This window comes from Bradyrhizobium sp. URHC0002 (genome assembly GCF_054059515.1).
Map to the genome: position 1 here is coordinate 2113330 of NZ_JBSSCF010000001.1, position 25959 is coordinate 2139288.

27 protein-coding genes are annotated in these 25959 nt (G+C 62.9%); 16 read left to right on the plus strand and 11 right to left on the minus strand.

Annotation, left to right across the window (positions count from 1 at the left end; genetic code table 11):
* Positions 1-178 precede the first annotated feature (178 nt).
* Both ACVWVY_RS10040 and ACVWVY_RS10045 read left to right on the plus strand, forming a co-directional pair.
* Positions 179-844, plus strand: coding sequence for a Crp/Fnr family transcriptional regulator (locus tag ACVWVY_RS10040; protein WP_456626229.1), 666 nt, complete (start codon positions 179-181; stop codon positions 842-844).
* A gap of 18 nt (positions 845-862) precedes the next feature.
* On the plus strand, positions 863-1756 hold the full coding sequence (locus ACVWVY_RS10045) for a DUF6537 domain-containing protein (RefSeq protein ID WP_456626230.1): 894 nt from the start codon (positions 863-865) through the stop codon (positions 1754-1756).
* Positions 1757-1761: 5 nt separating this feature from the next.
* Here the strand turns inward: ACVWVY_RS10045 and ACVWVY_RS10050 are convergent, their stop codons facing one another.
* Positions 1762-3162, minus strand: a complete 1401-nt coding sequence (locus tag ACVWVY_RS10050; RefSeq protein WP_456626231.1) for a TAXI family TRAP transporter solute-binding subunit — start codon at positions 3160-3162, stop codon at positions 1762-1764.
* A gap of 412 nt (positions 3163-3574) precedes the next feature.
* Here ACVWVY_RS10050 and ACVWVY_RS10055 point away from each other — a divergent pair, with 412 nt between their 5' ends.
* Both ACVWVY_RS10055 and ACVWVY_RS10060 read left to right on the plus strand, forming a co-directional pair.
* Entirely contained in the window at positions 3575-3928 is a 354-nt protein-coding gene (locus ACVWVY_RS10055; protein WP_456626232.1) for a DUF3307 domain-containing protein, read from the plus strand.
* 199 nt (positions 3929-4127) lie between these two features.
* Positions 4128-4532, plus strand: coding sequence for a hypothetical protein (locus ACVWVY_RS10060; RefSeq protein WP_456626233.1), 405 nt, complete (start codon positions 4128-4130; stop codon positions 4530-4532).
* 168 nt (positions 4533-4700) lie between these two features.
* On the opposite strand, the gene ACVWVY_RS10065 is transcribed toward ACVWVY_RS10060, so the two are convergent.
* On the minus strand, positions 4701-5015 hold the full coding sequence (locus ACVWVY_RS10065) for a YkgJ family cysteine cluster protein (protein ID WP_456626234.1): 315 nt from the start codon (positions 5013-5015) through the stop codon (positions 4701-4703).
* Positions 5016-5053: 38 nt separating this feature from the next.
* The gene (locus ACVWVY_RS10070) at positions 5054-5752 is read right to left on the minus strand and encodes a helix-turn-helix transcriptional regulator (RefSeq protein ID WP_456626235.1); all 699 of its coding nucleotides are present in this window, start codon (positions 5750-5752) and stop codon (positions 5054-5056) included.
* A 102-nt stretch (positions 5753-5854) separates the two neighbouring features.
* Here ACVWVY_RS10070 and ACVWVY_RS10075 point away from each other — a divergent pair, with 102 nt between their 5' ends.
* Complete coding sequence (locus ACVWVY_RS10075) at positions 5855-6103, plus strand: hypothetical protein (RefSeq protein WP_456626236.1); 249 nt, start codon at positions 5855-5857, stop codon at positions 6101-6103.
* A gap of 63 nt (positions 6104-6166) precedes the next feature.
* Positions 6167-6901 (plus strand): glutathione S-transferase family protein, encoded by a 735-nt coding sequence (locus tag ACVWVY_RS10080; RefSeq protein ID WP_456626237.1) that lies wholly within the window; start codon positions 6167-6169, stop codon positions 6899-6901.
* Here the strand turns inward: ACVWVY_RS10080 and ACVWVY_RS10085 are convergent, their stop codons facing one another.
* Complete coding sequence (locus ACVWVY_RS10085; protein ID WP_456626238.1) at positions 6902-7525, minus strand: pyridoxamine 5'-phosphate oxidase family protein; 624 nt, start codon at positions 7523-7525, stop codon at positions 6902-6904.
* Positions 7526-7644: 119 nt separating this feature from the next.
* On the opposite strand from ACVWVY_RS10085, the gene ACVWVY_RS10090 reads away from it, so the two are divergent.
* On the plus strand, positions 7645-8538 hold the full coding sequence (locus tag ACVWVY_RS10090) for a LysR family transcriptional regulator (RefSeq protein ID WP_456626239.1): 894 nt from the start codon (positions 7645-7647) through the stop codon (positions 8536-8538).
* Here ACVWVY_RS10090 and ACVWVY_RS10095 read toward each other — a convergent pair.
* Complete coding sequence (locus ACVWVY_RS10095) at positions 8535-8963, minus strand: PaaI family thioesterase (protein WP_456626240.1); 429 nt, start codon at positions 8961-8963, stop codon at positions 8535-8537. The two genes, ACVWVY_RS10090 and ACVWVY_RS10095, sit on opposite strands and share 4 nt — an antisense overlap.
* Before the next feature lie 230 nt (positions 8964-9193).
* Positions 9194-10363 (minus strand): 4-hydroxybenzoate 3-monooxygenase, encoded by a 1170-nt coding sequence (gene pobA, locus ACVWVY_RS10100; protein ID WP_456626241.1) that lies wholly within the window; start codon positions 10361-10363, stop codon positions 9194-9196.
* 251 nt (positions 10364-10614) lie between these two features.
* Between pobA and ACVWVY_RS10105 the strand changes: the two genes are divergently transcribed.
* The 4 genes from ACVWVY_RS10105 (at position 10615) to ACVWVY_RS10120 (ending at position 14012) form a co-directional block, all read left to right on the plus strand.
* Positions 10615-11631 carry a TRAP transporter substrate-binding protein gene (locus ACVWVY_RS10105; RefSeq protein WP_456626242.1) on the plus strand — a complete coding sequence of 339 codons (1017 nt, stop codon included), beginning with the start codon at positions 10615-10617 and terminating at the stop codon, positions 11629-11631.
* A gap of 78 nt (positions 11632-11709) precedes the next feature.
* Positions 11710-12219 (plus strand): TRAP transporter small permease, encoded by a 510-nt coding sequence (locus tag ACVWVY_RS10110; protein WP_456626243.1) that lies wholly within the window; start codon positions 11710-11712, stop codon positions 12217-12219.
* Between the two features lie 5 nt (positions 12220-12224).
* Positions 12225-13541: a TRAP transporter large permease gene (locus ACVWVY_RS10115; RefSeq protein ID WP_456626244.1), complete on the plus strand. Its 1317-nt coding sequence runs from the start codon at positions 12225-12227 to the stop codon at positions 13539-13541.
* Positions 13542-13550: 9 nt separating this feature from the next.
* A complete protein-coding gene (locus tag ACVWVY_RS10120) occupies positions 13551-14012 on the plus strand; it encodes a DUF3237 domain-containing protein (RefSeq protein WP_456626245.1) in 462 nt (153 codons plus the stop codon).
* 99 nt (positions 14013-14111) lie between these two features.
* Here ACVWVY_RS10120 and ACVWVY_RS10125 read toward each other — a convergent pair whose 3' ends face one another.
* Both ACVWVY_RS10125 and ACVWVY_RS10130 read right to left on the minus strand, forming a co-directional pair.
* Positions 14112-14369 carry a DUF3551 domain-containing protein gene (locus ACVWVY_RS10125; protein ID WP_456626246.1) on the minus strand — a complete coding sequence of 86 codons (258 nt, stop codon included), beginning with the start codon at positions 14367-14369 and terminating at the stop codon, positions 14112-14114.
* Positions 14370-14640: 271 nt separating this feature from the next.
* Entirely contained in the window at positions 14641-14874 is a 234-nt protein-coding gene (locus tag ACVWVY_RS10130) for a hypothetical protein (protein ID WP_456626247.1), read from the minus strand.
* 458 nt (positions 14875-15332) lie between these two features.
* Between ACVWVY_RS10130 and ACVWVY_RS10135 the strand changes: the two genes are divergently transcribed.
* The 5 genes from ACVWVY_RS10135 to ACVWVY_RS10155 all read left to right on the plus strand — a co-directional run bounded on the left by ACVWVY_RS10135 (position 15333) and on the right by ACVWVY_RS10155 (position 20488).
* Entirely contained in the window at positions 15333-16133 is an 801-nt protein-coding gene (locus ACVWVY_RS10135) for a crotonase/enoyl-CoA hydratase family protein (RefSeq protein ID WP_456626248.1), read from the plus strand.
* Between the two features lies 1 nt (position 16134).
* A complete protein-coding gene (locus tag ACVWVY_RS10140) occupies positions 16135-18021 on the plus strand; it encodes a feruloyl-CoA synthase (RefSeq protein ID WP_456626249.1) in 1887 nt (628 codons plus the stop codon).
* Positions 18022-18054: 33 nt separating this feature from the next.
* Positions 18055-18816 (plus strand): SDR family NAD(P)-dependent oxidoreductase, encoded by a 762-nt coding sequence (locus ACVWVY_RS10145; protein ID WP_456626250.1) that lies wholly within the window; start codon positions 18055-18057, stop codon positions 18814-18816.
* A 13-nt stretch (positions 18817-18829) separates the two neighbouring features.
* Positions 18830-19249 (plus strand): acyl-CoA thioesterase, encoded by a 420-nt coding sequence (locus ACVWVY_RS10150; protein ID WP_456626251.1) that lies wholly within the window; start codon positions 18830-18832, stop codon positions 19247-19249.
* A gap of 87 nt (positions 19250-19336) precedes the next feature.
* Positions 19337-20488, plus strand: a complete 1152-nt coding sequence (locus ACVWVY_RS10155; protein WP_456626252.1) for an ABC transporter substrate-binding protein — start codon at positions 19337-19339, stop codon at positions 20486-20488.
* Between the two features lie 219 nt (positions 20489-20707).
* Here ACVWVY_RS10155 and ACVWVY_RS10160 read toward each other — a convergent pair whose 3' ends face one another.
* From ACVWVY_RS10160 to ACVWVY_RS10170, 3 genes are all read right to left on the minus strand, one after another.
* The gene (locus ACVWVY_RS10160; RefSeq protein WP_456626253.1) at positions 20708-23290 is read right to left on the minus strand and encodes an EAL domain-containing protein; all 2583 of its coding nucleotides are present in this window, start codon (positions 23288-23290) and stop codon (positions 20708-20710) included.
* 171 nt (positions 23291-23461) lie between these two features.
* Positions 23462-24193, minus strand: coding sequence for an ABC transporter ATP-binding protein (locus ACVWVY_RS10165; RefSeq protein WP_456626254.1), 732 nt, complete (start codon positions 24191-24193; stop codon positions 23462-23464).
* On the minus strand, positions 24190-25959 hold the full coding sequence (locus ACVWVY_RS10170) for a branched-chain amino acid ABC transporter ATP-binding protein/permease (RefSeq protein ID WP_456626255.1): 1770 nt from the start codon (positions 25957-25959) through the stop codon (positions 24190-24192). The genes ACVWVY_RS10165 and ACVWVY_RS10170 overlap by 4 nt, the downstream gene beginning before the upstream one ends.

Here is a 25959-nt window from a genome sequence, read left to right on the forward strand (position 1 = left end):
CGCGTCTTTGGGGCGGCCGGGCCGGCCGGGTGAGCCCGAATTTAACCCGGGAATGGTGAGAATCCCGACAAATCGTCGTTCTTTCCTCGTATATCAAAATGGCCCCGCGGACATTACGCTAGCGGGCGCTGCAACAGAATCGTGAAAACGCACACGTTTAGATATTGGTTGGTTTCCGATGGATACGTCTCATCTGGCAGAACATGCAGGAACCGCGGGCGCGCTGTTCGCATCGATCTTCGTGGTCGCCACCACCACGATGAAGACCATGATCCCGTTGCGGGTGTTCGGCATCCTCGCCAACGTCGTTCTGATCGTGACCGCGATCCCGACCCACAATTTCCTGGTGATGGGGGTGCAACTGGTCATGCTGTTCGTCAACTCCTATCGCCTGCACCAGATGCTGCAGCTGGTGCGTGACGTGAAGAAATCCGTCAACAGCGACCTCTCGATGGAATGGCTGAAGCCGTTCATGACCGAGCGTCAATGCGCGGCCGGCGAGATCCTGTTCTACAAGGACGAAAAAGCCGAGGACATGCTCTATATCGTCAGCGGCAAGTTCAAGCTGGTCGAGTCGGGTATCGTGCTGCCGGTCGGCGCCATCGTCGGTGAACTCGGCATGCTGTCGCCGTCGAACCAGCGAACCCAGACGCTGGAATGCGTGGAAGCCGGCCTCGTCCTGAGCGTCAGTTACAGCAAGGTCGAGGAGCTCTACGTGCAGAATCCGGCTTTCGGCTTCTATTACCTTCGCCTCTCCAGCTCGCGGCTGTTTCAGAACCTCGAGACGCTGCAGCAGCAGTTGAACCAGCAAACGGCGGCCGCCGCGGCGCCGAAGCCCGCATAGAGGCCGGAGCCCAAGGGAGTGTCAGACCGCGGTATCCTGTCGTCGTTGCGTTATCTGTTCGCGGATTTCATCGGCGAGGATGACGTCACGCCGCCGTTCCTGCCCGAAGGGCTGCCGGCGCCGGTCATGGCGACGGCGAGCGACGCCATCCATTTCCTGATCGACTATCAAGGAACCAGCTACGCCGAACTTTACGTCCAGCGGCTGCAGCGGTTCGTCGGCAAAAAAGGCGTCGACGACGCCATGCTGACTGAAATTGCCCGCCTGATGGCGGTGCGCATGGCCTACGAAGATCCGATCCGGATCGCGCAACTGAAGCTTGCCGAACTGGATCAGGCGTCCGGCAACCCTGCCAGGCCTGCCGTCGATGTCAGGAAATTCACGCTCGATGAATTGATCGGCGCGCTTCCCGCTGTCATCGCCGAGTATTTGCTCGATGCACTCGATTGGGCAGGCTGGAAGAACAAACGGGTTTCCATCCGTTTCAGCACGGCAAGCCGGTTCGGCGTCCGCCGCCTCAAGATCGAGGCGGGACTGCGGCGATGGCGGCTGCTTTCGGTGCGTTACACCAAGGAGCGGGTCCTGGTCGAGCGCTGGCTGCACATGATCGACCGCAGCCTGACCAAGCAGCCCCAGGCGGCGCCCGCGATCGTGCAGACCGCGACCATGATCGAGGGATATGGCGAGGTCTATCGTCAGGGCCTGGCGGACTGGAACGCGATCATCGACGGCCTGGTCAAGCCGACCTTCGACGGCGTGCTGGCGCTGCCTGATCTCGGAAGCGCGGTGACCGAGGCGCGAGCGGCCGCATTGCCCGACCCGCGGCAGTCCGCGCTCAAGCGCAAGATCGCCGAAATCCGCGCGCGGGCGACTGCTGCCTCGTATGTGGCCCGAAGCCAGTCCTCACCATGAGGGCGTCAGGCGCTCTGCGCGGTCTTCACGGCCACTACCTTGTCGTCCTGGGACGGCGGGTGCCGCTTGAGATGTTCGCGGCGCAAGCCGATCTCGTCACGCACGAATTCATAGCCCAGCTTGAAGGTGTCCAGTCCGTCGCTTGAAATGGTGCCGTCGCGCAACCCGATCACCACGCCGCGCAGGACCGTTTCCAGTTCATCCTGAAGTTCGTCGAGAGCGTCCAGCGATTTGGCGTATTCCATGCGCTCGCCGATATCGAGAATGGCGGTCGCGAGCTGGCTGGCCTTTTCCGGCGCGGTCCGGGTGACCTTGGTGTAGATGGCGGCGAAGATCGAGCCGATGATGCTGAGCGCGGCGAGCGCAACATACATCAGGTCGCTGTAGCGTTCGACAAAGGACTTGATCTCGTCGTTGATGTATTCGGCGGCGCCCGGATGTGCCACGATGAAGGCGTCCTTGTCGGTCGCTGCCGGCTCGATCTTGGAGGCGAAGCCGTCGGCAAGCGCAAGCTCGGCCTTGTTCTCGTAGATGATCCGCGCGAGGTCGCTCACGGTCGTGGTCGAGAGCCTGGATTGCGCCACCAGCAACCATTCCAGCCCGATCGTGTCGACGTCTTCCTCAGGCAGGGCGGGCGAAGCGGACAGCATGCCGGTCGCCACCGTTTCCTCGGAAATGGCCGGATTCTTCCTGGCAATTGCTTTCGCCGAATCGATCGCATTGAGGGTGAAGCCGCCGCGCCCGGCGATTTGCTCGTAGCTCTTGTCCTTCACGATGTGCGAGGCATGCGCGACCTTGATCACGGCGCCGAAGCCCGAGGCGAACAGCTTGTCGAAGGTCGAGCCGGGCGGGGCCATCTGGATCCGGGCCGCCGCCTCCGGGGTGTCCGAGAGTTCGAGAATGTTGCGTACCAGCACGACGCTGCTCTCACTGTCGGCTATGACCGCGATCTTCTTTTTCTTCAGGTCTGCAATGGTCTTGATCTTCTTGCCGCCGGGGCTGATCAGCAGGAACAGGTCATGATCGAGAATGGCGAGCGAGCGGGCGCGAGGCGGGATCCTGGCGTCGGTGCGCAAAATCGCCAGGTTTGCCTCCTTGCGATCGAACTGCGACAACGCCTTGGCATTGTCGCCGTTGGGCACGATCTTGAGCCGCAGCCGCGAGGAATTATTCTTCAGCACTGTCGCCAGCCGGGCGGCGAAGCGCGCCTCGGGGCCGTTGGCCTCGCCGACGGCGAACACCAGCGTCTCCGAATTGCGCACCCAGGTCCGGCCACCCCACACCACGGCGGCGGTCAGGATCAGGGTCAGGACGGAAAACAGCAGGATCTGGGTCCGGTTGCTTTTGACGACCCGCGAACGGCGATGCGGCATTTCCGAATGCGGCGTTGGGGCTTCAGCACTCATGGCTCGTACCCGGAGGTCAGGGACGCGTCGCCGCCAAGCAGGCCGCAGGCCGTCCAAATGAATTCGTAAATGCCTACAAAAGAACGATAATTTTGCCCGCCGGCCGATGATAGCCCGCTCCTATGGGATTGCAAACCGCGCCGGCCGGTAACCTTACCCCCGCGTACCAAGCTGCCGCAGTATCGCAGTTCCGCCACACCGTGCGATTTTCAGACTACCCACAGGTGCATTCCGGCCCGGGAGATGTCATAAATAAAGACAACGTTCGAACAAGTCCGGGTTTGACAAGAACATTGCGCTGACAGCCTAGGTCCCGGTTTTTTCGCTAACTCTCCAGTCCCAGAAAAGGGCGTCAGCTTTGTTGTTTCCTTCGATGTCGTCCTCGGTCCCGGTTGGTGCGCTGATAGGATGGATGCTGCTTCTCACGGTGAAGCACATCATTGCCGATTTCATGCTGCAGAATTCCTGGATGGCGATCGGCAAGGATCAAAAGACCGGCTGGGCCTTGCCGCTATTGGCGCATTGCCTCGTCCACTTCGCGGTCGCGATGGCGTTGATCGTGATCGTCGCGCCGCGATTCTGGTTCGTCGCCTTCATCGACTTCGCCATTCACATCACCGTCGACCGTATCAAGGGGATCTTCGCTTCCCGCTTCGGCGTGACGATGGAGAACGAGCATCCGTGGTTCTGGACGCTGATCGGCGTCGACCAGGCGCTGCACCATCTCACCGGTTTCGGCCTGTCGATCTTCATGGCGGCGAACTGACCCCGCGCGACCAGCGCCAATCGGCCTGCCTGTTTCAATTTTCCTCCGAGATCGGATGCCGCGCATCCGGGCTGATGCGAATCACGTCCTGGTTCCAATTCAGTCGTGGCTGGCAAGTCTCCCCGGAACACTACTGATAGGCGTGGTTAACCTTTCATTAGAGTATTGCACTGCATCTTCCGGAAAGGGAGAACCCGCAATGTTTTCAAGCCGCGACGCCTTCGAGAACGATTTCTGTCCGGTCCGCGACGAGCTGCTTGGCGAGATGTATCGCGCCAATGCAAACGGCCTGCCGCTTCTGGTGGAGAGCGTTTCGTCCGAGGTCCGCGCCATGTTGGCGCTATTCTGCTATCGGCGCAGCCACCTGCACGCGCTGGCGGTTGCCATCGCAGCGAGCTGCACCGAACGCGATCTGGTCCATTTGGGCGGCCGGGTGGGTTCCACGCTCTACGCGCTGTCGCGCGAGCCCGCCGCGCGTTCCGCCTCGTCGTCATCCCACGGTGGCCGCAAGCCGATCACGCTCTCGACCAAGCCGCTCTCGACCTTCAAGCCGATCGAGGACGAGATCGACGACGAAGATTTGGCTGAAGCGGTGACAGCGTAAGCTGGTTCGACTCTCCCGTCGTCCCTGCGAACGCAGGGACCCATAGCCACCGGCCTGGAGGTTATGGAAGGCGTCAGCCACTCTGCCTTATCGATAGATCGCGCGGTATCGAGATGAGCGCTGGACGCTCACGCGGGGGTTCCTGCGTTCGCAGGAACGACACCGGTGTTAACCCAGCACCGGCAGTCCGTGCCGCTTCCGCGCCATCGCACATTCGACGTCGCCGGGCATGCAGGTGCGGCACACTTCCGGCCGCACCGCATAGATCAGGCACGCCGTCGCCTCGCCGACCTTGCCTGACAGCGCCGAACAGCGGTCGCCGTCGCAGCGCATTCCCGACAGTCTTTCGTTGACGAATCTTTCCGGGATCAGGTCGAGCGCCGCATCGTCCTCGATCGTGAAACGCGGCCAATTGGCCGAATAGCTGCAGCAGGCACCGCAGGCCTGGCAGGGGCTTTCGTTATCGGCGACGATTTGCGGCATGCCTGCGTTTAGCTCCAAATGACGGTCGCGGCCAGCCCTCATGTATCCTTGGGCGCTTCCCAGACCAGGCTGCGCCGCCATTTCGCCCGCAGGATGTCGCGCCGCTCGGGATATTTTTCGTCGTGGTAGACCGCGTCGACGACGCGGTCGGTGCGAAAACTACGGAAATCCTTGCGCAGCTCGCACCACGCCGCGAGTATCCGCACGGCCTCGTGATAGCCGACCGCGATCGGCCAGATGGTGCGCTGGCTGCCGCGGCCGTGCTCATCGCGATAGTTCAGCGTGATTTTCTTGCCTTCGTGGATTTGCGTCCGTGTCCGCACCATGTCGATGCGGTCGGGCTCCCTGTTCCATGCCGATCGGGCGCGGCTGGCCGGCTCCAGCACAAAGGGCCGCAGGCGCTCGGGCACGGTTTCGGCGACCTTGGCCATCAGGTCCTGCGCGGCGCGCGCCAGCGCGGGATCGGCATGGCCGACCACCCATTGCGCGCCAAGCACGCAGGCCTCGATTTCATCGGGGGTGAGCATCAACGGCGGCAGGTCGAATCCCTTTTCCAGGATGTAGCCCACGCCGGCTTCGCCGCGGATCGGCACCCGCTGTTCGATCAGGGTCGTTATATCGCGGTAGATGGTGCGCTTCGAGGTCTCCAGTTCGGCCGCAATCGCGTCCGCCGTCATGGGCTTCCGGGTGCGCCGAAGCACCTGAATGATCTGGAACAGCCGGTCGGCCCGTCGCATGGCTCGTTCTCTTTTCTAAAAGCACCTGCCCGATGCTGACAGCATGTTGGCAGCAGGGGGTGGGTATATCGGGACAACACCTCAAGTGAAGGGAATTTGTCCATGACGATTTTTAGCGAACTCGGCACCCTAGGAAGCCGCGAACCTCTCGTGAATGCCCAGGGATTTGCGTTGGAACAGCTGGTCTCCATCCAGTGCGTCACGTCAGACCTGCGCTGGGCGATGGTCGAACTGGCGTGGCGTTCATTCACAGCAATGTGCGCCTTTGCGCAAGGGCGGCTTGTCTCGTGGGCGCGCAAGGCCCGCACGCCGCGGCCCGAAGAGGGCCGCGGCCAGCATTGCTGCTGCTGACACCATGGTGGCAGCAGGGGGGCCGCTAGCCTCGGGCACGTTTAGGAAGATCGGGAGACCTGCATGATTACCCTTTATGGCTTCGGCGCCGGTTTCGGCCTGCCGGAGATCAGCCCCTTTGTGGCCAAAACCGAGGTCCAGCTGAAGATGGCCGGTCTTGCCTACCGCAAGGAGAAGGCCAAGCCGCCGGCCTCGCCGAAGGGGCAGTTGCCCTACATCGTCGATGACGCCGAGACGATCGCCGATTCAACCTTCATTCGCGCGCATCTGGAGGCCAAATACGGCTTCGACTTCGACGCGCCGCTCAGCCTGCAGGCCCGGGCGCAGGCCTGGGCCTTCGAGCGGATGATCGAGCACCATGTCTATTGGGCGCTGGTCGGCGCGCGCTGGGTCGATGGCGACAATTTTGCCAAGGGACCTGCGCATTTCTTTGACAGCGCGCCGTTGCATTTGCGCGAAAAACTGCGTGAGGACGCCCAGTTCCGCGTCGCCGAGAATTACCTGCTCAGCGGCCTCGGCCGCCACGCACCCGAAGAGGATGTCGATCTTGCCGTTCGCTCACTGTTTGCATTGTCGGTGCAGCTTGGCGACAAGCCCTTTCTGATGGGTGAAACGCCGTGCGGCATGGACGCCACCGCCTTTGGCGCCCTCGCCGGAATCCTCACGCCGTTCTTCGAATCGGCGCTGCGACAGCGAACGGAGCAGTTCGCCAATCTCACCGCCTATGTCGACCGGATGATGCTGTTGTACTATCCGGAATTCGCCTGGACGCCGGTGCAGCAACAAGCTGCCGCCTGATTATGGCGCGGACTGGCCCTGCAAAGCGGCAAGCTCCGCTTCGAGTTCGGCGATGCGGGCATCGCGCACGGCAAGCGCCTGCGCGACGTCAGCGGCGTCGAATTTTTGCGGGATGTGCTGCGGGCAATTGGTATCCCACGCGGAGATCTTGAACAGGACGACCTGTTCCGGCCGCGCCTTGTAGCCTTGCGGCATCAGCGATTTGGTCAGAGCGGGATCGTCCTCCACCACGCGCGCCTCGCCCCAGATCTTGACGCGGCGGCGATGCGCATAGTCCATCACGAAAATATGCGCTCTTGGATTCTCCGACAGATTGCCTTGGGTGATGTACTGCCGATTGCCGCTGTAATCGGCAAACGCGATGGTGTTCTTGTCGAGAACTTTGACAAAACCCTTGGGTCCGCCGCGGTGCTGGATGTAGGGCTGGCCGTCCGCGGCAGCCGTAGCGAGAAAGAAACTGTTGGTCTCCGCGAGGAAGCCGGCGAGATTCTCGTCGATCTCGGTGCGCCAGCCGCCGCGCTCCTCGACATGGGCATAGGCCTCGCGCGAGCCCTTGCGGGTCTGGATCGCCTTCACCGCCGGGGTGAAGGCGACATCGCTGGAATAGGTGTGAACGTCAGACATCTGAGCCTCCGTCACGGGGCGCCAAAATGGTCGTCCTCGCCCCTCCAAAATAGATATTTCTATATCTTGAACAATCAGAGGTATTGACACTTCACTATTGCAGACTATGCAATAGTCCGATGGACCGGATCGATGCCATGCAGGCCTTCGTTGCCGTGGCCGACCTGCGGGGCTTTGCCCCCGCGGCGCGCAAGCTTGGGCTGTCGCCTTCGGGTGTCACGCGGCTGATTGCGGCGCTGGAGGACCGTCTCGGCGCGCGGCTTTTGCAACGGACCACGCGGCAGGTGATGCTGACCGACGCTGGCTCACGCTACCTGGAGCGGGCGCGGCGGATTTTGGCCGATGTCGGGGAGGCTGAAGACGCCGTTGAGGGCGAGCGTACGCGGCCGGAGGGACAGCTTGTCATCTCGGCGCCGGTCGGGTTCGGCCGGCTGCATGTCAGCAGACTCGTGACCGCCTACCTGAAGCGCTATGGCGATGTCGGCGTCGACCTCCGCTTGTCGGATCGTATGATCAACCTCGTCGAGGACGGTGTCGATCTCGCGGTCCGGATCGGCCATCTGCCCGACTCGACCCTGGTGGCGCGCCATGTCGGGGAGATGCGGCGGATCGTGGTGGCCTCATCAGGATATCTCAAGGCACGCGGCGAGCCAAAACAGCCACAGGAAGTTTCCGCGCATGACACCATCCAGTTCGGCGCCATGACGGCGGCGCTCGACTGGCGATTCGTCGAGGACGGCCGCGAGATCCGCGTCGGCAGCACGCCGCGATTCGCCACCAACAGCTCGGATGCCGCGATTCAGTATGCGGAAGCGGATGGCGGGCTGACGCGGGTGATGGCCTATCAGGCCGCCGAATCGCTCAAGGCGGGGCGGCTTAGGATCGTATTGGCGTCGTTCGAACAGCCGGCGATGCCGATCCACCTTGTCTATCCGACGTCGCGGCTCTTGTCGGCCAAGGTGCGGACCTTCATCGATCTCGTGACCGAGATGGCCGACTGGCATTTTGGTTAGGACACCGGCGCTTTCTTCGGCACCACGCGAAACGTTGCGTTGGCGCGTGCGATCACGACGCCATCGGCCTTGATCAGGCTTTGCGCGAAGCAGATCGTTCTGCCGGTTTTGACGACGTCGCTCTCCACCGCGAGCCATTGCCCGACTTCGGCGGTACCGACGAAATCGACCGCGAGTCCGATCGTCACCAGCGACGACACCCCGCCCATGACGTGGCCGCAACTATGGCCCATGGCGTTGTCGGCAAGCGCTGCAATCAGCCCGCCATGGATCAGGCCGCGGCCGTTGGTGTGCGGTTTTGCAAGACGCAGCCCGAGGATGACGGCCTTGTCGGTCCGCTTTGAATACAGCGGCTCCCAGGGATCGGTGAGTGGGCTCTTGCGGGTGTGGCGCTCAAAACCTTCGGGGATGTCGGGGGCGGTCATGTGCGGCTCGCATTGCAATGATGTTTGTCGTCATTGAACGCAACAGGCTGCGCGAAGTCACCGCCTACAAAGTTTTAAACGGGATTTGCTTGGGTGTTTGAAATGGGATGACGCTGGCGCGCTCAGACTTCGTAGGGTGGGCAAAGCGAAGCGTGCCCACCATCTCTCGGCGTGCTCGATGATAGATGGTGGGCGCGTCGCTTCGCTCCTTTGCCCACCCTACGGCCCACCTAAAACGGCAACCCGACATAATTCTCCGACAATGACGCCGAAGCCGCCTTCGAGTTGACGACATAATCCAGCTCGGCGAGCTGAATGCGCGCGCCGAACTCGCCCTCGTCGGGGAATTTGTGCAGCATCGAGGTCATCCACCAGGAGAAGCGCACCGCCTTCCAGACCCGCGCCAGCGCCGTCGCCGAATAGCCGTCGATGCCGGCAGATGATTTCTCATCGTAATATTCGCGGAATGCCTGCGAGAGATAATGCACGTCGCTGGCGGCGAGGTTCAGCCCCTTGGCGCCGGTCGGCGGCACGATGTGGGAGGCGTCGCCGGCCAAAAACATCCGGCCAAAGCGCATCGGCTCGGCGACGAAGCTGCGCAGCGGCGCGATGCTCTTTTCGATCGAGGGGCCGGTGACGAGTTCGTCGGCCGCCTTCTGGTCGATCCGGCGCTTCAGTTCGTCCCAGAACCGCTCATCCGGCCACTGCGCGATATCGTCGTCGAGCGGGCACTGCACGTAATAGCGGCTGCGCCGGGTCGAACGCATGGTGCAGAGCGCAAATCCGCGGGCGTGGTTGGAATAGATCAGCTCCGGGCTGACCGGCGGGGTTTCCGACAGGATGCCGAGCCAGCCGAACGGATAGATCCGCTCGTAGGTCTGGATCGCCGACGGCTTGACGCTGGCGCGGCTGACGCCGTGAAAGCCGTCGCAGCCGGCGATGAAGTCGCATTCGATCTCGTGGCTGACCCCATCCTTGACGTAGCTGACGCGCGGTCGGTCGGTATCGAAATCGAGCGGTTTGACGTCGGCGGCCTGATAGACGGTGACGAGGCCTGCCGCCTTGCGCGCATTCATCAGGTCGAGCGTCACCTCGGTCTGGCCATAGATCATGACGGTCTTGCCGGTGGCGGCATGCATATTGATGCGGTGCCGTGCGCCGCCGAACGCGAGTTCGACGCCATGGTGGACCAGCCCCTCGACGTGGGCGCGCTCGCCGGCGCCGACCTCGTCGAGCAACGCCACCGTGCCTTCCTCGAGCAGGCCGGCGCGGATGCGGCCGAGCACATATTCCGGCGTCTGGCGCTCGAGAATGATGTTTTCGATGCCGTAAAGGCGTAATAGTTGCCCAAGCAACAATCCTGCCGGACCTGCGCCTATGATTGCTACTTTTGTCCTCAAGACCGGCTCCATGATTGCTGTAGTCTGCGGGTCGCGGCCCGCGAACTTGCCTTGATGATTATATCATATAACAGTCTTGGCAAAGCGCGTTGCGGGAAAAACCGCAAAACGCATTTCGCCGCACCGCAAAAAAGGTGCGGCGGCATGTCCGTCTTGAAAAAGCGGGCGGACTAGATAACATGTTAACTAACGGGGCCGCCCATTTAAAAAGGCCTGTCATGCCAAAAGAACTTTCAAGGGAGAGAATGTCCATGAGAAGAGCGTTGTTGGCGCTGCTGCTGGCAGCTGGTGTGACGCCTGCGCTGGCGCAGGAAAAAAACGTCGACCTGAAGATTTCGCACTGGGTGCCGGCTTCGCATCCCCTGCAGAAGTCGCTGGAGGACTGGGCGGCCGCGGTCGAAAAGGATTCCGGCGGCACCATCAAGTCGAAGGTGTTTCCGGCCCAGCAGCTCGGCAAGGCGTTCGATCATTACGACATGGCGCGCGACGGTATTGCCGACGTCACCTATGTCAACCCCGGCTACCAGCCCGGGCGCTTCCCGCTGATCGGCGCCGGTGAGCTGCCATTCTTGATGTCGGACGCCAAGGGCGGCTCGATGGGGCTCGACGCCTGGTACCGGAAATATGCCGAGAAGGAGATGAAGGACATCAAGTTCTGTCTCGCCTTCGTCCATTCGCCATCGTCGTTTCATTCGCGGACCAAGAAGATCGTCGTGCCCGACGACATCAAGGGCATGAAGATCCGTCCCGCCCATGCCACCATGGCCAATTTCGTCACCCAGCTCGGCGGCACCAACGTGCAATCGTCCGCGCCTGAGGTCCGTGACATCATCGAGCGCGGTGTCGCCGACGCCGTCACCTTTCCGTGGGGCTCGCTCTTGCTGTTCGGCATCGACAAGGTGACGAAGTACGACATGGAGGCGCCGCTCTATGTCACGACCTTCGCCTTCGTGATCAACAAGGACAAATACAACCAGATGTCCGACAAGCAGAAGAAGGCGATCGACAACAACTGCAACACCGAGACCGCCGGCAAGGTCGGCGAGCACTGGGGCAAGATGGAGGACGCCGGGATCGAGAAGATCAAGGCGGAGTCCGGCCACGAGGTCTACAAGCTCACGCCCGAGCAGATCGGACTTTGGAAGAAGGCGGCCGAGCCGCTGGTCAAGACCTGGGGCGAGGGCGTCAAGAAGAACGGCGGCGACCCAGACGCGGCGCTGGCCGAACTCAAGGCTTCGCTCACCAAGTACAACGCGCTCGCGCAGTAGACGCGTAAACATCCTCCGGCGGCAGGGATCTCCTGCCGCCGTTCCTCTCTTTCCTATCGCCAGCCGTTCGGAGCGGACATGAATCGTGCGTGGATGGATCGTTTCATCGACACCATCGAATGGATCGCCGCCGGCTTCGTCGGCATCGTGGCGCTGAACATCTTCATCGGCGTCCTGCTGCGCAACACGCTCAACTATGCGATCCCGGATTCGTTCGACATCGGGCGCATGCTGCTCGGCATCCTGATCTTCTGGGGCATCGCCGCCACCAGCTATCGCGGCGGCCACATCACGGTCGACCTGATCTGGGCCAATGTCGGTCCAAAGTACCAGCGCATGATCGACGTGTTCGCTACCCTGGTGCTGCTGTTCGTGGTGTCGGTGCAGACCTGGACGCTGTTCGACAAGGTGCGCACCACCTACAACGACAACGTCCTCACCTTCGACATGCACATGCCGACCTGGCCGTTCTTCGCCATCGCCTGGGCCGGCGACGGCGCCGCGGTGCTCCTGATCGCAATCCGCACCTATCGGCTGATCTTCCATCCCGAAGACATCCATGATGCCAAAGTGAAGACGGTGGAGTAGGTCGCATGGGTACCGACGCCGTCGCCGTCCTCGGATTTGTCGCGCTGTTTGCGTTGATGCTGCTGCGCGTGCCCGTCGGCATGGCGATGGGCCTCGTCGGCGTCTGCGGCTTCGGTTATCTCGTCGGCTTCGCGCCGGCGCTGAAACTGGTCGGGCAGACCTCGATGCGCACGGTCACCGACTACACCTTCGGCGTGATCCCGATGTTCCTTTTGATGGGAACGTTCGTCAGCAATTCCGGCATGAGCCGTGAATTGTTCCGCGCCGCCAACGGCTTTGTCGGCCATCTGCGTGGCGGGCTCGGCATTGCCACCGTGGCAGCCTGCGGCGGCTTTGCCGCGATCTGCGGCTCGTCGGTGGCGACAGCTGCGACCTTCTCTGCGGTCGCCTATCCGGAAATGCGCCGCTTCGGCTATCCGCAATCCTTCGCCACCGGCGTGATCGCGGCCGGCGGCACGCTGGGCGCCATGCTGCCGCCGTCGACGGTGCTTGCGGTCTACGGCATCATCACCGAGCAGGACATCGGAAAGCTGTTCATCGCCGGCATCATTCCGGGTCTGCTGGCGATGACCATGTACATGATCACCATCGCGCTGATCGGCTGGTTCCGTCCGAACTTCCTGCCGACCGGACCCCAGACCACCTGGCGCGAGCGCTTCGGCGGCTTGAAGAACATCTGGGCGCCGGTGCTGCTGTTCATCTTCGTGATCGGCGGGCTCTACGGCCTGCCGTTCCTGCCGCGCTTTACGCCGACCGAGGCGGGCGGCGTCGGCGCCACCGGCGCGTTCCTGATCGGCGTGCTCACCGGGCGGCTCGACAAGGAAAAAATCCTGAACTCGCTGCTGCAGGCGACCCGCACCGCGGCCGCGGTGTTCACCGTGCTGATCGGCGCGCTGATCTTCGGCTATTTCCTGACCGTGACGCAGACCCCGCAGAAGGTCACGGAGCTTCTCACCGGCCTCGGTCTCGGCCCCTACGGCGTCCTCGCTTTGATCATGGTGATGTATCTGGTGCTGGGCTGCCTGATGGATGCGATGGCGATGATCATCCTCACCGTGCCGATCATCTTCCCGGTCATCATGCACCTGGGCTTTGATCCGATCTGGTTTGGCGTGATCATCGTGATGACGGTCGAACTCGGCCTGATCCATCCGCCTGTTGGCATGAACGTGTTCGTTATCAAGAGCGTGGTGAAGGACGTGTCGTTCTCGACCATCTTCCGCGGCGTGATTCCGTTCGTGGTCACGGACCTGGTCCGGCTGGTGATCCTGATCGCATTTCCGATCCTGGCGCTGTGGCTGCCGCAACGCATGGCCGGATAGGATGGCCCGATGACCCCGCAGCTTGCGACGAAGTATGTTTTCACGATCACCGCGCGGATCGGCGACGTGACTTCAGCGGGCGAGATCGGCACCGGCGTGCGCCGGATCATTCCCATCATCGGCGGGGAGGTGAAAGGCGAGGGGATCAATGGCAAGGTCTGCCCGTTCGGCGCCGACTTCCAGATCATCCGGCCCAACGAACTGATCGAGCTGGAGGCCAAATACGCCTTCGAGACCGATGACGGCGCGGTGGTTTATGTCGAGAACAAGGGCCTGCGCTTCGGTCCGGTCGACTTGCTGCAAAAGCTGAAGCGTGGCGAGCCGGTCGATCCAAAGCTGATCTATTTCCGCACCGTGCCGCGGTTCGAGACCGGTAGTGAAAAATACCGCTGGCTGATGGAAAATCTGTTCATCGGCTCCGCCGCCCGCCACGCCGATCGCGTCGTGATCGACGTGCACCAGGTGCTGTGACTTTCCGGCCCTGCAGGGGCGCGCAGCTATCATTGAATCGAAATGGACTTTTGCTACGTGCGCGAATTCTGAAATGACCTCGGCATGTTACAACTGACATCATCGCGCTTGGTAAGGTCGCCAGCCGCGCTGCTGCGACCCGTATGCAAATCGAGGATTCACGCCACAATACGAAAATGTTCCGGAGGCCGAAGCCTGGCACTGCTGGTAGCTCGTATACCGACACAAACCCGGGTAGCCGTAATCTCTGCCTTGCAGGCAATAGGGATAATCGTAGGGATCGCTGGGTTGAGCAGATGCCGATAGCGCTGCGAACACCATGGCTACAAACGCTGCGGCTCCAATGGACTTGCGCATTTCAATTTCTCCTGCTGATGCCAAACCGCTCCGAATCGAAGCATCTCTCGGGTCGCCGAAGCGCAGAATACCTTATCGATTTAACTTGGTAACCTTTTCAGACTCTTCCATGGCTCGTGAACCGTCCATCTACTCAGCGTTCAAGAGGGTGTCAGGTCAATCGACATCCAGGCGCGCGACTTGATAGCGCCGAAGTCCCCCGACGGATCCGACGGCCCCCGCTCGACGTCGATGGCCGCTACGAGCCGTTCAGTCTCGCCAAAATCGCGGATCAGCCGCAGACCCGCACCCGGCGGACCCGCCAGCCATGGCCGTCCCAGAAACGCTGGGTCACCCATTCGCAACTGCCAAAATCGTCGTATGGCCCGCGACCTGCTCCGTAAGGGGCGGGCCAGGAATAGCGGTCCGGAGCCGCGGCGCCGCCACGCTGCGCGCTTGCGGGCGTCGCGGCGAGCGAACCCACGATCGTAGCCACCGCGACCAAGGCAGCAAATGTCCTCTTCATTCCAGGGGCCCTCCTTGCAGGATGACGCCTTCGGTCAGCGCCGGTGGACGGTCAATCCCCAGCGGGGCATCGTATCAGGCCAACTGAGTGCATTGATAGGGGCTGGCTTCGAGTCGCTTGTCGCAAGTCCTGATGTCCGTTGTGAGTCAGTCAATCGCGTCGAGTTTGACATCTCTGCGGCATGTCCAGTCAGGGGAACGAGAGGTCATGTTCGGTCGGAGCCACGTCATTGCGAGCCAACGGGTCGCGAATGCCCGCCCCGCGACGAGCGCAACTGCGCTCGCACAGTGATGACAGGCTCCGCGAAGCAACCCATTGTCACCTCGCGCACGGAAAGATGGCTTGCTTCGCTTCGCTCGCAATGACGGTGGCGCCGGCAGGGGCCCACAGATCCATATTGACTCCGCCCAAAATCGTTATAAAATATAACTATTCTGCACAGGAAGTAATATACGCCCATGGGAAACGCCTCCACCGCCGCCGCGGGTCAATCCGACCTGCTCAAGATCGAGCAGAAGGGCGCGGTGCTGACCGTGGGCCTCAACCGCCCGGCCAAGCGCAATGCCCTGAACGACGGCATCATCCTGGCAATCCAGGACTGCTTTTCCAATCTGCCCGAGGGAACAGGCGCCGTGGTCATCCATGGCGTCGGCGACCATTTCTCCTCCGGCCTCGACCTGTCCGAACTGACCGAGCACGACGCCACCGAGGGCCTGCGGCACTCCCAGATGTGGCACCGGGTGTTTGACCGAATCCAATATAGCCGCGTCCCCGTGATCGCGGCGCTGAAGGGCGCGGTTATCGGCGGGGGCCTGGAACTGGCCTGCGCGGCTCACATCCGCGTCGCCGAACCGTCAGCCTATTTCGCGCTGCCTGAGGGCCAGCGCGGCATTTTCGTCGGCGGCGGCGGATCGGTGCGGCTGCCGCGGCTGATCGGCGTGGCGCGGATGATCGATATGATGCTGACGGGCCGGGTCTATTCGGCGACCGAAGGCTCGGCCTATGGCTTCTCGCAATATCTCACGGAGGCCGACGGCGCGCTGCCGAAGGCGCTGGAACTGGCCGAAAGAGTGGCTGCGAACGCGCCGCTGACCAATTTCGCCGTGCTGCAGGCGTTGCCGATGATCGCGGAGGCCAACCCGCAGGCCGGCCTGTTGATGGAATCCCTGATGGCGACGGTGGCGCAGAGCGACAAAGAGGCAAAGCGCCGGATTCGCGCGTTTCTCGATCACAAGACCGCAAAGGTGAAGCCGACCTGACATGAGCGCAAAGCCCAACATGTCCGCCTCGACCGACAAAGCCGCGCGCGCCGATCATCCGCTGCGCCCGATCTCGTTCGGCACGCCCGCGGTGCATGTCGAGCGCCGCGGCGACGGCACCATCTATCTGCGCCCGAAAGCGCAGTTGCGCGACTATCCCGTGCGCATCACCGACCGCCTGCATCATTGGGCCGCGGCTGTGCCCGATCGGGTCTTCATGGCGGAGCGGAACGCGGCACGGGGCTGGCGGCAGATCACCTATGCGGAGCTGCTTGCGTCGTCGCGGCACATCGCATCTGCGCTGCTGGCGCGCGGCCTTTCGGCCGAGAAGCCGGTCGTCATTCTCTCCGGCAACTCGATCGATCATGTGCTGATCGCGTTCGGCGCACTCTATGCCGGCATTCCCTTCTGTCCGGTATCGCCGGCCTATTCGCTGGTGTCGCGCGACTACGGCAAGCTCGGCTATCTGATGAAGCTGCTGACGCCCGGCCTCGTGTTCGCCGACGACGCCACGAAATTCGCCGATGCGCTGGCTGCCAACGTCTCCTTTGGCACCGAAATCGCGGCGTCGCGCGGCGCCGTGCCCGGCCGCGACATCACCACGCTGGCGGATCTGATGGCTGCGCCGTTGCACCCGCGCCTCGACGCGGTGCACGCGGCGATCGGCCCGGACACGATCGCAAAATTCCTGCTGACGTCGGGTTCGACCGGAAACCCGAAGGCGGTCATCAATACCCAGCGCATGATCTGCGCCAACCAGGTGATGCTCCGTGAAACGCTGGCGTTCCTGAAGGACGAGCCGCCTGTCATCGTCGACTGGCTGCCGTGGAATCACACGTTCGGCGGCAATCACAATATCGGGCTGACGCTGTACAATGGCGGCTCGATGTATCTCGACGAGGGCAAGCCGATGCCCGGCGGCATCGAAGAGACCGTGCGCAATCTCCAGGAGATTTCGCCGACGGTCTATTTCAACGTGCCCAAGGGCTATGAATCGCTGCTGCCCTATCTGCGCGACGATGGGGCCTTGCGGAAGAAATTCTTTGCGCGCCTCCATGCGATGTTCTTCTCGGGTGCCGCGCTGTCGGCCTTCGTCTGGAACAGCCTCGACGAACTTTCGGTTCGGGAAACCGGTTATCGGGTGCCGATGCTGACCGGCCTCGGCGCCACCGAGACCGCGCCGTTCTTCATGTCGGTCAATCCGAAGACCAGCCGCTCCGGCCATGTCGGGCTGCCGGTGCTGGGCAATGATGCGAAACTCGTGCCCAACAACGGCAAGCTGGAGGTTCGCGCCAAGGGACCGAACGTGATGCCCGGCTATTGGCGTCAACCTGACATGACCGCGAAGGCCTTCGATGAGGAGGGCTTCTACAAGATGGGCGATGCGCTGAAACCGGTCGACCCCGATAATTTCGACGCCGGGTTCGACTTCGACGGCCGCACCGGCGAGGATTTCAAGCTCGCCAGCGGAACCTGGGTCAGCGTTGGCCCGTTGCGCGCGCGCTTCGTTGCCGCCTGTGCGCCCTTGGTGCGTGACGTCGTCATTGCCGGCATCAACCGCGACGAAATATCGGCGCTGGTGGTGCTCGACCTCGACGGCTGCCGCCTGATCAATCCAACGCTTCCATCAGACGATCTGGCCGCTGCGGCGTCCGATCCGCTGATCGTTGCGGCCTTCCACGAACGCTTCCAGGCGGTTGTCGCTGGCGCAACCGGCTCGTCGACCCGCATCACGCGCGCGGTGCTGCTCGATGTACCGCTGTCGATCGATCGCGGCGAGGTCACCGACAAGGGCTCGATCAACCAGCGCGCAGTGCTGGAAAATCGCAGCGCGCTGATCGAGGAAATTTATTCGCCCGCGCCACCGGCGCAGGTGATTACGCTTTAGTAAATTCGAACAAGAGTTGTCAGGGAGAACACCATGCAGTTGAAGGACCAGGCCGCCATCGTCACCGGGGGCGCATCGGGATTGGGCGCCGCAACCGCGCGGCGGCTCGCCGCGCAGGGCGCCAAGGTCGCGGTCTGCGATCTCAACGCAACACTTGCGGAAACCATTGCAGCCGAGATCGGCGGCACCGCCGTGATCTGCGACGTTTCCGATGCCGCCTCGGCCGAAGCCGCGATCGCCAAGGCCGCGGCGGCGCATGGACCGGCGCGCGTGCTGGTGAATTGCGCCGGCATCGGCGTCGCCAAGCGGGTGATCGGCAAGGAAGGCCCGATGGGCCTCGGCGATTTCGAGAAGGTAATCAAGGTCAACCTGATCGGTTCCTTCAACATGCTGCGGCTGGCGACGGCTGGCATGTCGAAGCTGGAGCCGCTGGCGACCGGCGAGCGCGGCGTTGTGATTTCCACCGCCTCGGTTGCGGCCTATGACGGCCAGATCGGGCAGTCCGCCTATTCGGCCTCGAAGGGCGGCATCGTCGCCATGACGCTGCCGATCGCGCGCGAACTGGCGCAGTTCGGCATTCGTGTGCTGACGATTGCGCCCGGCCTGTTCCTGACGCCGCTGCTCGCCAACCTGCCGCAGGAAGCGCAGGACTCGCTCGCGGCCTCGATCCCGTTCCCGCGCCGGCTCGGTCAGGCCGACGAGTTCGCCTCGCTGGCGCTGCACATGATCGACAACCCTTATCTGAACGGCGAAGTGGTGCGGCTCGATGCCGCGCTTCGCATGGCGCCGCGCTAGGATATTGCAGGTCATGTTCGTCAACCGGCGCGACGTTCAGATCCAGTGGGGCGACTGCGACCCCGCCAACATCGTTTACTACCCGCGTTATTTCGCAATGTTCGACGATTCGACCTCGATCATGTTCGAAGCCGCCGGCTTTTCGAAACAGGACATCATCCACAAATATGGCCTGGTCGGCATCCCCATGGTCGACACAAGGGCGAAATTCCACATCCCTTCCACCCATGGGGACTGGATCAGAATCGAAAGCCGGATCGAGAGTTTCAAGCGATCCTCTTTCGAGGTGGTCCACAACGTGTTCAAGGGCGAGGCGCTGGCGATCGAGGCGTTCGAGACCCGCGTGCTGGTCGGCAAGCATCCGGACGACCCCGCGAAGCTGAAATCGGCACCGATGCCGCCGGAGATCATCGAGCGATTCATGCGGGACTGACTTGCATTCCCGCATGACTAAAGAAGGGGCTGAACTGGCCGCAGGTTCTTGCTTAAAACCATAAATAGGTAATCCAGGGAGGAATGAATGAAGAAGACTTTTCTGTCCGCTGCGGCTCTCGCAGCGGTCCTCGCCCTGCCGGGCTCGCCGGCGCTGGCGCAGACCAACGAGATCACGATCGGCATCACGGTCGTTACGACTGGACCCGCGGCGGCGCTCGGAATCCCCGAGCGCAACGCGCTTGATTTCGTACCGAAAGAGATCGGCGGCGTCCCCATCAAGGTCATCGTGCTCGACGACGGCGGCGACCCGACCGCAGCGACGACCAATGCGCGGCGGTTCGTGACCGAATCCAAGGCCGACATCATCATGGGCTCGTCGACGACACCTCCCACCATTGCGGTCTCAACCGTCGCGAACGAGGCGGGGATCCCGCATTTCGCCCTGGCGCCGCTCCCGATCAACGAAGCGCGCGCCAAATGGTCGGTCGCCATGCCGCAGCCGATCCCGATCATGGGCAAGGTGCTGTACGAGCATATGAAGGCGCACGCCATCAAGTCCGTCGGCTACATCGGGTACTCCGATTCCTACGGCGACCTCTGGGTCAACGACTTCAAGGCCCAGGCTGTACCGATGGGAATGACCTTGGCGACCGAAGAGCGCTTTGCACGCCCGGATACGTCGGTGGCGGGGCAGGTTCTAAAGCTCCTCGCCGCCAATCCCGACGCGATCCTGGTCGGCGCCTCCGGCACCGCCGCGGCGCTGCCGCAGACCACGTTGCGCGAGCGCGGCTACAAGGGCTTGATCTACCAGACCCACGGCGCCGCGAGCATGGACTTCATCCGTATCGCAGGTCCCTCGGCCGAAGGCGTGATCATGGCGTCGGGTCCGGTGATGTCGCCGGAAACCCAGCCCGACAGCGCACTGACCAAGAAGCCGGGCCTGGCGCTCAACACCGCCTATGAAGCCAAGTACGGTGCCAACAGCCGCAGCCAGTTCGCCGGCCATTCCTACGACGCCTTTGAAGTGCTCAAGCGCGTGGTGCCGGTGGCGTTGAAGACGGCGAAGCCGGGAACGCCGGAATTCCGCGAGGCGATCCGCCTGGCGCTGATGTCCGAGAAGGAGATCGCGGCCAGTCAGGGCGTCTACAACTTCACCGAAAAGGATCGCTACGGCCTCGACGACCGCTCGCGCATCATCCTGACGGTGAAGGACGGCAAGTACGTTCCGGCGAAGTGAGGAAACCAACCTCTCCGCTTGTCAATAAATGGAAGCCGGTCCTCACTTAGGGGGGCGGCTTTTTCTTACCCTCCCCTGGAGGGGGAAGGTCGCCGCGCAGGTCGGTAGGGTGGGCAAAGCGTCAGCGTGCCCACCATAGATCGGCGAACAAGAGAGATGGTGGGCACGGCGCAAGCGCGCCTTTGCCCACCCTACTTTTGCGGAAGTCGGTCGCAGCCACTAGCCGCCCGTGGACGCAATCAGGAACGATGGCGTCGGTTGCGAACGGGCCTCGTCGACGCTTCGCAGCAGCAGAATCCGCGCCTGCTTGGCAACATGGTCGGGCAGCCATCGCTCGAACGCTTCGGGCGACATCGCAGGCGCGCAGAGATAGCCCTGCACGACGTCGCAGCCGAGCCCGGCCAGCAGTTGGCGTTGTCCCTCGGTCTCGACGCCCTCGGCGACCACAGCCATTTTCAGGCTCTGGCCGACGCGGACGACGGCGGTGGCGATCGCGAGCGCGCTGGCGTCGCGCTCGATATTGCGCATGAAACTGCGATCGATCTTCAATTCGCGGATCGGCAGATGCGCCAGCCGGCTCAGGCTAGAATAGCCGGTCCCGAAATCGTCCAGCGACAGGCCGACGCCGAGCTTGCGTATCGCATTCATGGTCTCGATCGCCGCCGAACGTTCGTTCAGGAGCACGCCTTCGGTGATCTCGAGCATCAACGTGTGGGGCGGAAGGCCGTTGGCCGCGATGGTCTCCGCCACCACGGCGGCGAGCTTCGCGTTCTGGAAATTGAGCGGCGACAGATTGACTGCCACGCAGGGGATGTCCAGTCCGGCATGGCGCCACGCGGCCATTTGCCGGCACGCCTCGCGGATCGACCATAGGCCGATCTGCTCGATCAGGCCGACTTCCTCGGCCAGCGGGATGAATTTCGAAGGCGGGACTTCGCCAAGATCAGGATCGTTCCAGCGCGCCAGCGCTTCGACGCCGTAGAGGGCGCCGTCGACGGTTCGGGTCTGCGGCTGATAGACGAGCTTCAACTTGTCATTGGCGATGGCCTGACGGAGCGCCGCGCTGAAGACGAGCCGCTGCTCGGCGAGCCGGTTCATGTCAGCGCTGAAGAAGCGATGGGTGGAGCGTCCCGCCTGCTTGGCCTTGTACATCGCCGCATCGGCCTGCTGCATCAGCGCATCGATATCGGTGGCGTTGTCGGGATAGATGCTGATGCCCATGCTGGCGGAAATCGGTACCTGCCGGTTGTCGATCCACAGCGGCGACGTCAGCGCTGCGGTGATGTTGGAGGCGACCAGCGAGGCGCGGGCCGGATCGCAGTTCGGCAGCACGATGACGAACTCGTCGCCGCTCAGGCGTCCCAGCAGGTCGGACGGCTGTATGCGGGCGCGCAGCCGTTTTGCAAATTCAACAAGCAGCGCGTCGCCGGCCGAATGTCCGAGCGTGTCGTTGACGTCCTTGAAGTGATCGAGATCGAGAAATATCAGCGCGAGTTGCTCGCCCCTGCAATCGTCGATCGCCTGGTTGACCAACTGGCGCAACTGCGCGCGGTTCGGCAACCCGGTCAGCATGTCATGGTAGGCGAGCCGCGCGATCTGGGCCCGGGCTTCCTTTCGCTCGATCGCCAGCGCACCGAGGTGAACGCAGGCGTCGACAATCCGCTGATGCCAGCGGCTCGGCGCCCGAGCCTCCCTGAAATAGAAGGCGAAGGTCCCGATCACGCGGCCGTCCTTGGCCTTGATCGGCGTCGACCAGCAGGCTTTCAGGCCGACCTCGAGCGGCCGCGCCTTGTACGGCTGCCAGCGCGGATCGGTGTCGAGATCTTCGGCCAGCACAGGCTTGCCGTAATACGCCGCCGACCCGCAAGAGCCGACGTCGGGACCAATGGCGATGCCTTCAAGCGCGCGGGAGTAGTCGTCAGGCAGGCTGGGTCCACCGAGAGGGTGCACCAGCCCGTCGGAATCGACATGCAGCACCGAAGCGACGACATCAGGCGCAATGGCTTCGACGCGCCGGCAAAGCTGGTCGGCAATATCGGTGATCGGGAGTTCGTCGGCCAGCGCGCCCATGATCAGTTGCTGCAGCGACCTCAGCTGCTTGTTCTCGCTGATATCGGTCAACAGGGCGAAGATGTACTTGACCCGTCCCCGCGCGCTGCGGAACGGCTTGACCATGGCCGAGACCCAGATTTCATCGCCGTTCTTGTCGTAGGCCAGGATTTCCTCTTCAGCGCCGCTGTCATCGAAGATTCGGCGGGGCAGCTTTCCCAGCGTCTTGCGATCGGTGAATCGGCCGCCAAGCAAGTGCTGCGCCTGCCGTCCTTGCGCTTCTTCAGGTGAGTATCCGAACAGTCCGGAGAACGCAGCGTTGGTATAGATGATCCGTAGCTTCCGATCGGTGACGACGACCGCGCGGTTGGTCTTGTCGGCCACCAGATTGAGCAGCGCGATCCTTTCACGTCGTTCGACCTCCGCGGTGGTGTCACGAACGAAGACCATGTAGTTGGCTCGGCCGCCGATCTCGACACCCGACACCGATAGCTGAGCCCGGATCCGGCTGTTGTCGCTGCGCCGGATCGTGATCTCGGAATCGGCGCCATTGTGCCATTCATTGAAGCCAAGACAGCGTGCATCGCAGCCGAGGACCTCCGCGCGCCGCACGCCCCAGATCGCTTCGGCAGCGGCGTTGAAATGGCGTATGCACAGATCGCTATCGACGATGACGATCGCCTCGCTCGCCTGCTCGAGCGCGGCTAGCAAGAACTCGGTGGTGTCGATCGTGGGGAAATCGGAAGCGCGCATCGTCTGACCTTGTGAACGGCAGCCACCGTCGGCGCCCGGCATCGGGCGCAAAGTGGCCGCAGTAGCGCAAAGTAGAAGGCCGCGGGTGTTCAGGTAGTTGTGCAACTCACACGGAACCGGCGGAATTCATATCATGCTTAAGATTTCGTTAGTCAAAGGAGCGGACCGAACCTAGATCTCGCTCGCGCCCTCGTGCTGGAATCCGAGATAGCTCGCCGCGACCCGCTGGTTGCTGGCGATATCCTTTGCCGATCCGGAGAGAATGAACTCGCCGAGCTCCATCACATAGGCGCGGTCGGCGATCTTCAGGGCGGCTTGCGCGTTTTGCTCGACCAGCAGCACCGAGACGCCGGCGGCGCGCAGTTCGCCGATGGTGCGGAAGATATCGGCGACGATGATTGGCGCGAGGCCAAGGCTCGGTTCGTCCAGCATCAACAGCTTTGGCGCGCCCATCAAAGCGCGGCCCATCGCGAGCATCTGCTGCTCGCCGCCGGAGAGCGTGCCGGCCAGTTGTTTGCGCCGCTCCTTCAGCCGCGGAAACAGCGTGTAGACTTTTTCGAACGATCTTGCTGCGGTGGCCTTCGGAATCCGGAAGGCGCCGAGCTCCAGATTGTCCTCGACATTCATAGTGCCGAACAATTCGCGGTGCTCGGGCACGAGGCACAAGCCCGCCGCGACGCGGTCCTCGATGTCGAACGGGGCCATGTCCAGGCCTGCGAAGGCGGTGACGCCCTTGAGCGGCAGCACGCCCATGATGGCGTTCAGCAGCGTGGTCTTGCCGGCGCCGTTGGCGCCGATGATGGTGACGATCTCGTTGTCGGCAACATCGAGCGAAACCGAACGCACGGCTTCGACCTTGCCGTAGGAAACATGGGCGTCGGAGACCGATAACAGCGCGCTCATGCGGTGGCTCCGAGATAGGCCTTGATCACGTCGGGATTGGTCTTGATCGCGGCCGGCGGGCCCTCGGCGATCTTGGTGCCGAAATCCAGCACCACGATGCGGTCGGCGAGATCCATCACAAAACCCATATCGTGCTCGACCAGCAGCACCGACATGCCGCCGTCGCGCAATTGACGGAGCAGTGCGGCGAGCCGCTGCTTCTCCATGTGGCGCAGGCCTGCGGCCGGTTCATCGAGCAGCAGCAGCAACGGGTCGACGCACAGCGCACGCGCAATCTCGACGATGCGCTGCTGGCCGAGCGATAGGCTTCCCGCCAGCTGGTCGATCTGGTCGCCGAGGCCGACGCGCTCGATCTGGCGCGCGGCTTCCGCCAGCAGTTTCGCCTCGTCGGCGCGGTCCAGCCGGAACATGCTTGAGATCGCGCCCGAAGACCCGCGCAGATGCGCGCCGATTGCGACGTTCTCCAGCACGGTCATGTCGGGCACCAGCTTGACGTGCTGGAAGGTGCGCGCGACGCCGAGTTTTACGACTTCCTGCGGCGGCGCGTTGTCGACCTTGTGGCCCAGCACCGAGATGGTGCCGCCGGTCGTCGTCAGCACGCCCGTGATGAGGTTGAAGGTCGTGCTCTTGCCGGCGCCGTTGGGACCAATAAGCGCGACGATCTCGCGCGCCTGGACCTCGAATGAAACGTCGTTGACGGCGATCACGCCGCCGAACTGTTTTCGCGCCTTCTCGATCTGCAGCAGCACGGCAGCCGAGGCTGGCGCGCGCTCGCGCTTGGCAAGGGGAAGCGACGTGTCGGGCACCTTGCGGCCCGGCTTGATCGGCAGACGCGCCATCAGCCAGGGCCAGACCCCGGTCGGCGCCAGTTGCAGCAAGACGACCAGCAGGATACCGAACACGATGGTTTCGAGCTGGCTCTGGCCGCCAAAGACATACGGCAGATAGCTCTGCAGCACCTCTTTGAGGATGACGACAATTCCGGCGCCGAGCACCGCGCCCCAGACGTAGCCGGCGCCGCCGACCACGGCGATGAACAGATACTCGATGCCGGCCTGCGCGCCGAACGGCGTCGGGTTGGCGGCGCGCTGGAAATGCGCATAGAGCCAGCCGGAGAGGCCGGCGAGAACCGCCGCATAGATGAACACCAGCAGCTTGGCGCGCGGCGTCTGCACGCCAAACGCTTCGCCGGCAATATGCCCGCGCCGCAGCGCGCGGATCGCGCGACCGGTGCGGGAGTCCAGAAGGTTCATGGTCAATAGCGCCGAAATCAGCACCGCGATCCAGATCGCAAAATAGATCGAGCCGGGATCGAGCATCCGGAGGCTACCGATCGAGAGTGGCGGGATCCCCGAGATGCCGTCATTGCGGCCGAGGAATTCCAGCTTGCTGAACAGGTAGAACAGCCCGATGCCCCAGGCGATGGTGCCGAGCGGCAGATAATGGCCGGATAGCCGCACCGTGACGATCCCGAGCAGGACGGCGGCGATGCCGCTGACCAGCAGCGAGAGCGGCAACGTCAGCCACGGCGAAAAACCGTAGGCAGTGGTCAGCACCGCTGTGGTGTAAGCGCCGAAGCCGCAGAAGGCTGCCTGGCCGAATGACGTGAGGCCGCCGACGCCGGTGAGCAGCACCAGCCCCATCGCCACCAGGGCGGCGAGGCCGATATTGTTGAGCAGCACGATCCAGAACGGCGGAACGCCCGGAATGAACGGGATTGCCGCCATGACGAGTGCGAAGATGAGGACAGGAAGCCGCTGATGCAT

What these genes read in the sequence shown, in the direction of transcription:
- ACVWVY_RS10040 (WP_456626229.1), top strand. Translation starts at nt 179, where the DNA reads ATGGATACGTCTCATCTGGCAGAACATGCAGGAACCGCGGGCGCGCTG.
- ACVWVY_RS10050 (WP_456626231.1), bottom strand. Translation starts at nt 3,162, where the DNA reads ATGAGTGCTGAAGCCCCAACGCCGCATTCGGAAATGCCGCATCGCCGT.
- ACVWVY_RS10055 (WP_456626232.1), top strand. Translation starts at nt 3,575, where the DNA reads ATGCTGCTTCTCACGGTGAAGCACATCATTGCCGATTTCATGCTGCAG.
- ACVWVY_RS10060 (WP_456626233.1), top strand. Translation starts at nt 4,128, where the DNA reads ATGTTTTCAAGCCGCGACGCCTTCGAGAACGATTTCTGTCCGGTCCGC.
- ACVWVY_RS10065 (WP_456626234.1), bottom strand. Translation starts at nt 5,015, where the DNA reads ATGCCGCAAATCGTCGCCGATAACGAAAGCCCCTGCCAGGCCTGCGGT.
- ACVWVY_RS10070 (WP_456626235.1), bottom strand. Translation starts at nt 5,752, where the DNA reads ATGCGACGGGCCGACCGGCTGTTCCAGATCATTCAGGTGCTTCGGCGC.
- ACVWVY_RS10075 (WP_456626236.1), top strand. Translation starts at nt 5,855, where the DNA reads ATGACGATTTTTAGCGAACTCGGCACCCTAGGAAGCCGCGAACCTCTC.
- ACVWVY_RS10080 (WP_456626237.1), top strand. Translation starts at nt 6,167, where the DNA reads ATGATTACCCTTTATGGCTTCGGCGCCGGTTTCGGCCTGCCGGAGATC.
- ACVWVY_RS10085 (WP_456626238.1), bottom strand. Translation starts at nt 7,525, where the DNA reads ATGTCTGACGTTCACACCTATTCCAGCGATGTCGCCTTCACCCCGGCG.
- ACVWVY_RS10090 (WP_456626239.1), top strand. Translation starts at nt 7,645, where the DNA reads ATGGACCGGATCGATGCCATGCAGGCCTTCGTTGCCGTGGCCGACCTG.
- ACVWVY_RS10095 (WP_456626240.1), bottom strand. Translation starts at nt 8,963, where the DNA reads ATGACCGCCCCCGACATCCCCGAAGGTTTTGAGCGCCACACCCGCAAG.
- ACVWVY_RS10105 (WP_456626242.1), top strand. Translation starts at nt 10,615, where the DNA reads ATGAGAAGAGCGTTGTTGGCGCTGCTGCTGGCAGCTGGTGTGACGCCT.
- ACVWVY_RS10110 (WP_456626243.1), top strand. Translation starts at nt 11,710, where the DNA reads ATGAATCGTGCGTGGATGGATCGTTTCATCGACACCATCGAATGGATC.
- ACVWVY_RS10115 (WP_456626244.1), top strand. Translation starts at nt 12,225, where the DNA reads ATGGGTACCGACGCCGTCGCCGTCCTCGGATTTGTCGCGCTGTTTGCG.
- ACVWVY_RS10120 (WP_456626245.1), top strand. Translation starts at nt 13,551, where the DNA reads ATGACCCCGCAGCTTGCGACGAAGTATGTTTTCACGATCACCGCGCGG.
- ACVWVY_RS10125 (WP_456626246.1), bottom strand. Translation starts at nt 14,369, where the DNA reads ATGCGCAAGTCCATTGGAGCCGCAGCGTTTGTAGCCATGGTGTTCGCA.
- ACVWVY_RS10130 (WP_456626247.1), bottom strand. Translation starts at nt 14,874, where the DNA reads ATGAAGAGGACATTTGCTGCCTTGGTCGCGGTGGCTACGATCGTGGGT.
- ACVWVY_RS10135 (WP_456626248.1), top strand. Translation starts at nt 15,333, where the DNA reads ATGGGAAACGCCTCCACCGCCGCCGCGGGTCAATCCGACCTGCTCAAG.
- ACVWVY_RS10140 (WP_456626249.1), top strand. Translation starts at nt 16,135, where the DNA reads ATGAGCGCAAAGCCCAACATGTCCGCCTCGACCGACAAAGCCGCGCGC.
- ACVWVY_RS10145 (WP_456626250.1), top strand. Translation starts at nt 18,055, where the DNA reads ATGCAGTTGAAGGACCAGGCCGCCATCGTCACCGGGGGCGCATCGGGA.
- ACVWVY_RS10150 (WP_456626251.1), top strand. Translation starts at nt 18,830, where the DNA reads ATGTTCGTCAACCGGCGCGACGTTCAGATCCAGTGGGGCGACTGCGAC.
- ACVWVY_RS10155 (WP_456626252.1), top strand. Translation starts at nt 19,337, where the DNA reads ATGAAGAAGACTTTTCTGTCCGCTGCGGCTCTCGCAGCGGTCCTCGCC.
- ACVWVY_RS10160 (WP_456626253.1), bottom strand. Translation starts at nt 23,290, where the DNA reads ATGCGCGCTTCCGATTTCCCCACGATCGACACCACCGAGTTCTTGCTA.
- ACVWVY_RS10165 (WP_456626254.1), bottom strand. Translation starts at nt 24,193, where the DNA reads ATGAGCGCGCTGTTATCGGTCTCCGACGCCCATGTTTCCTACGGCAAG.
- ACVWVY_RS10170 (WP_456626255.1), bottom strand. Translation starts at nt 25,959, where the DNA reads ATGCATCAGCGGCTTCCTGTCCTCATCTTCGCACTCGTCATGGCGGCA.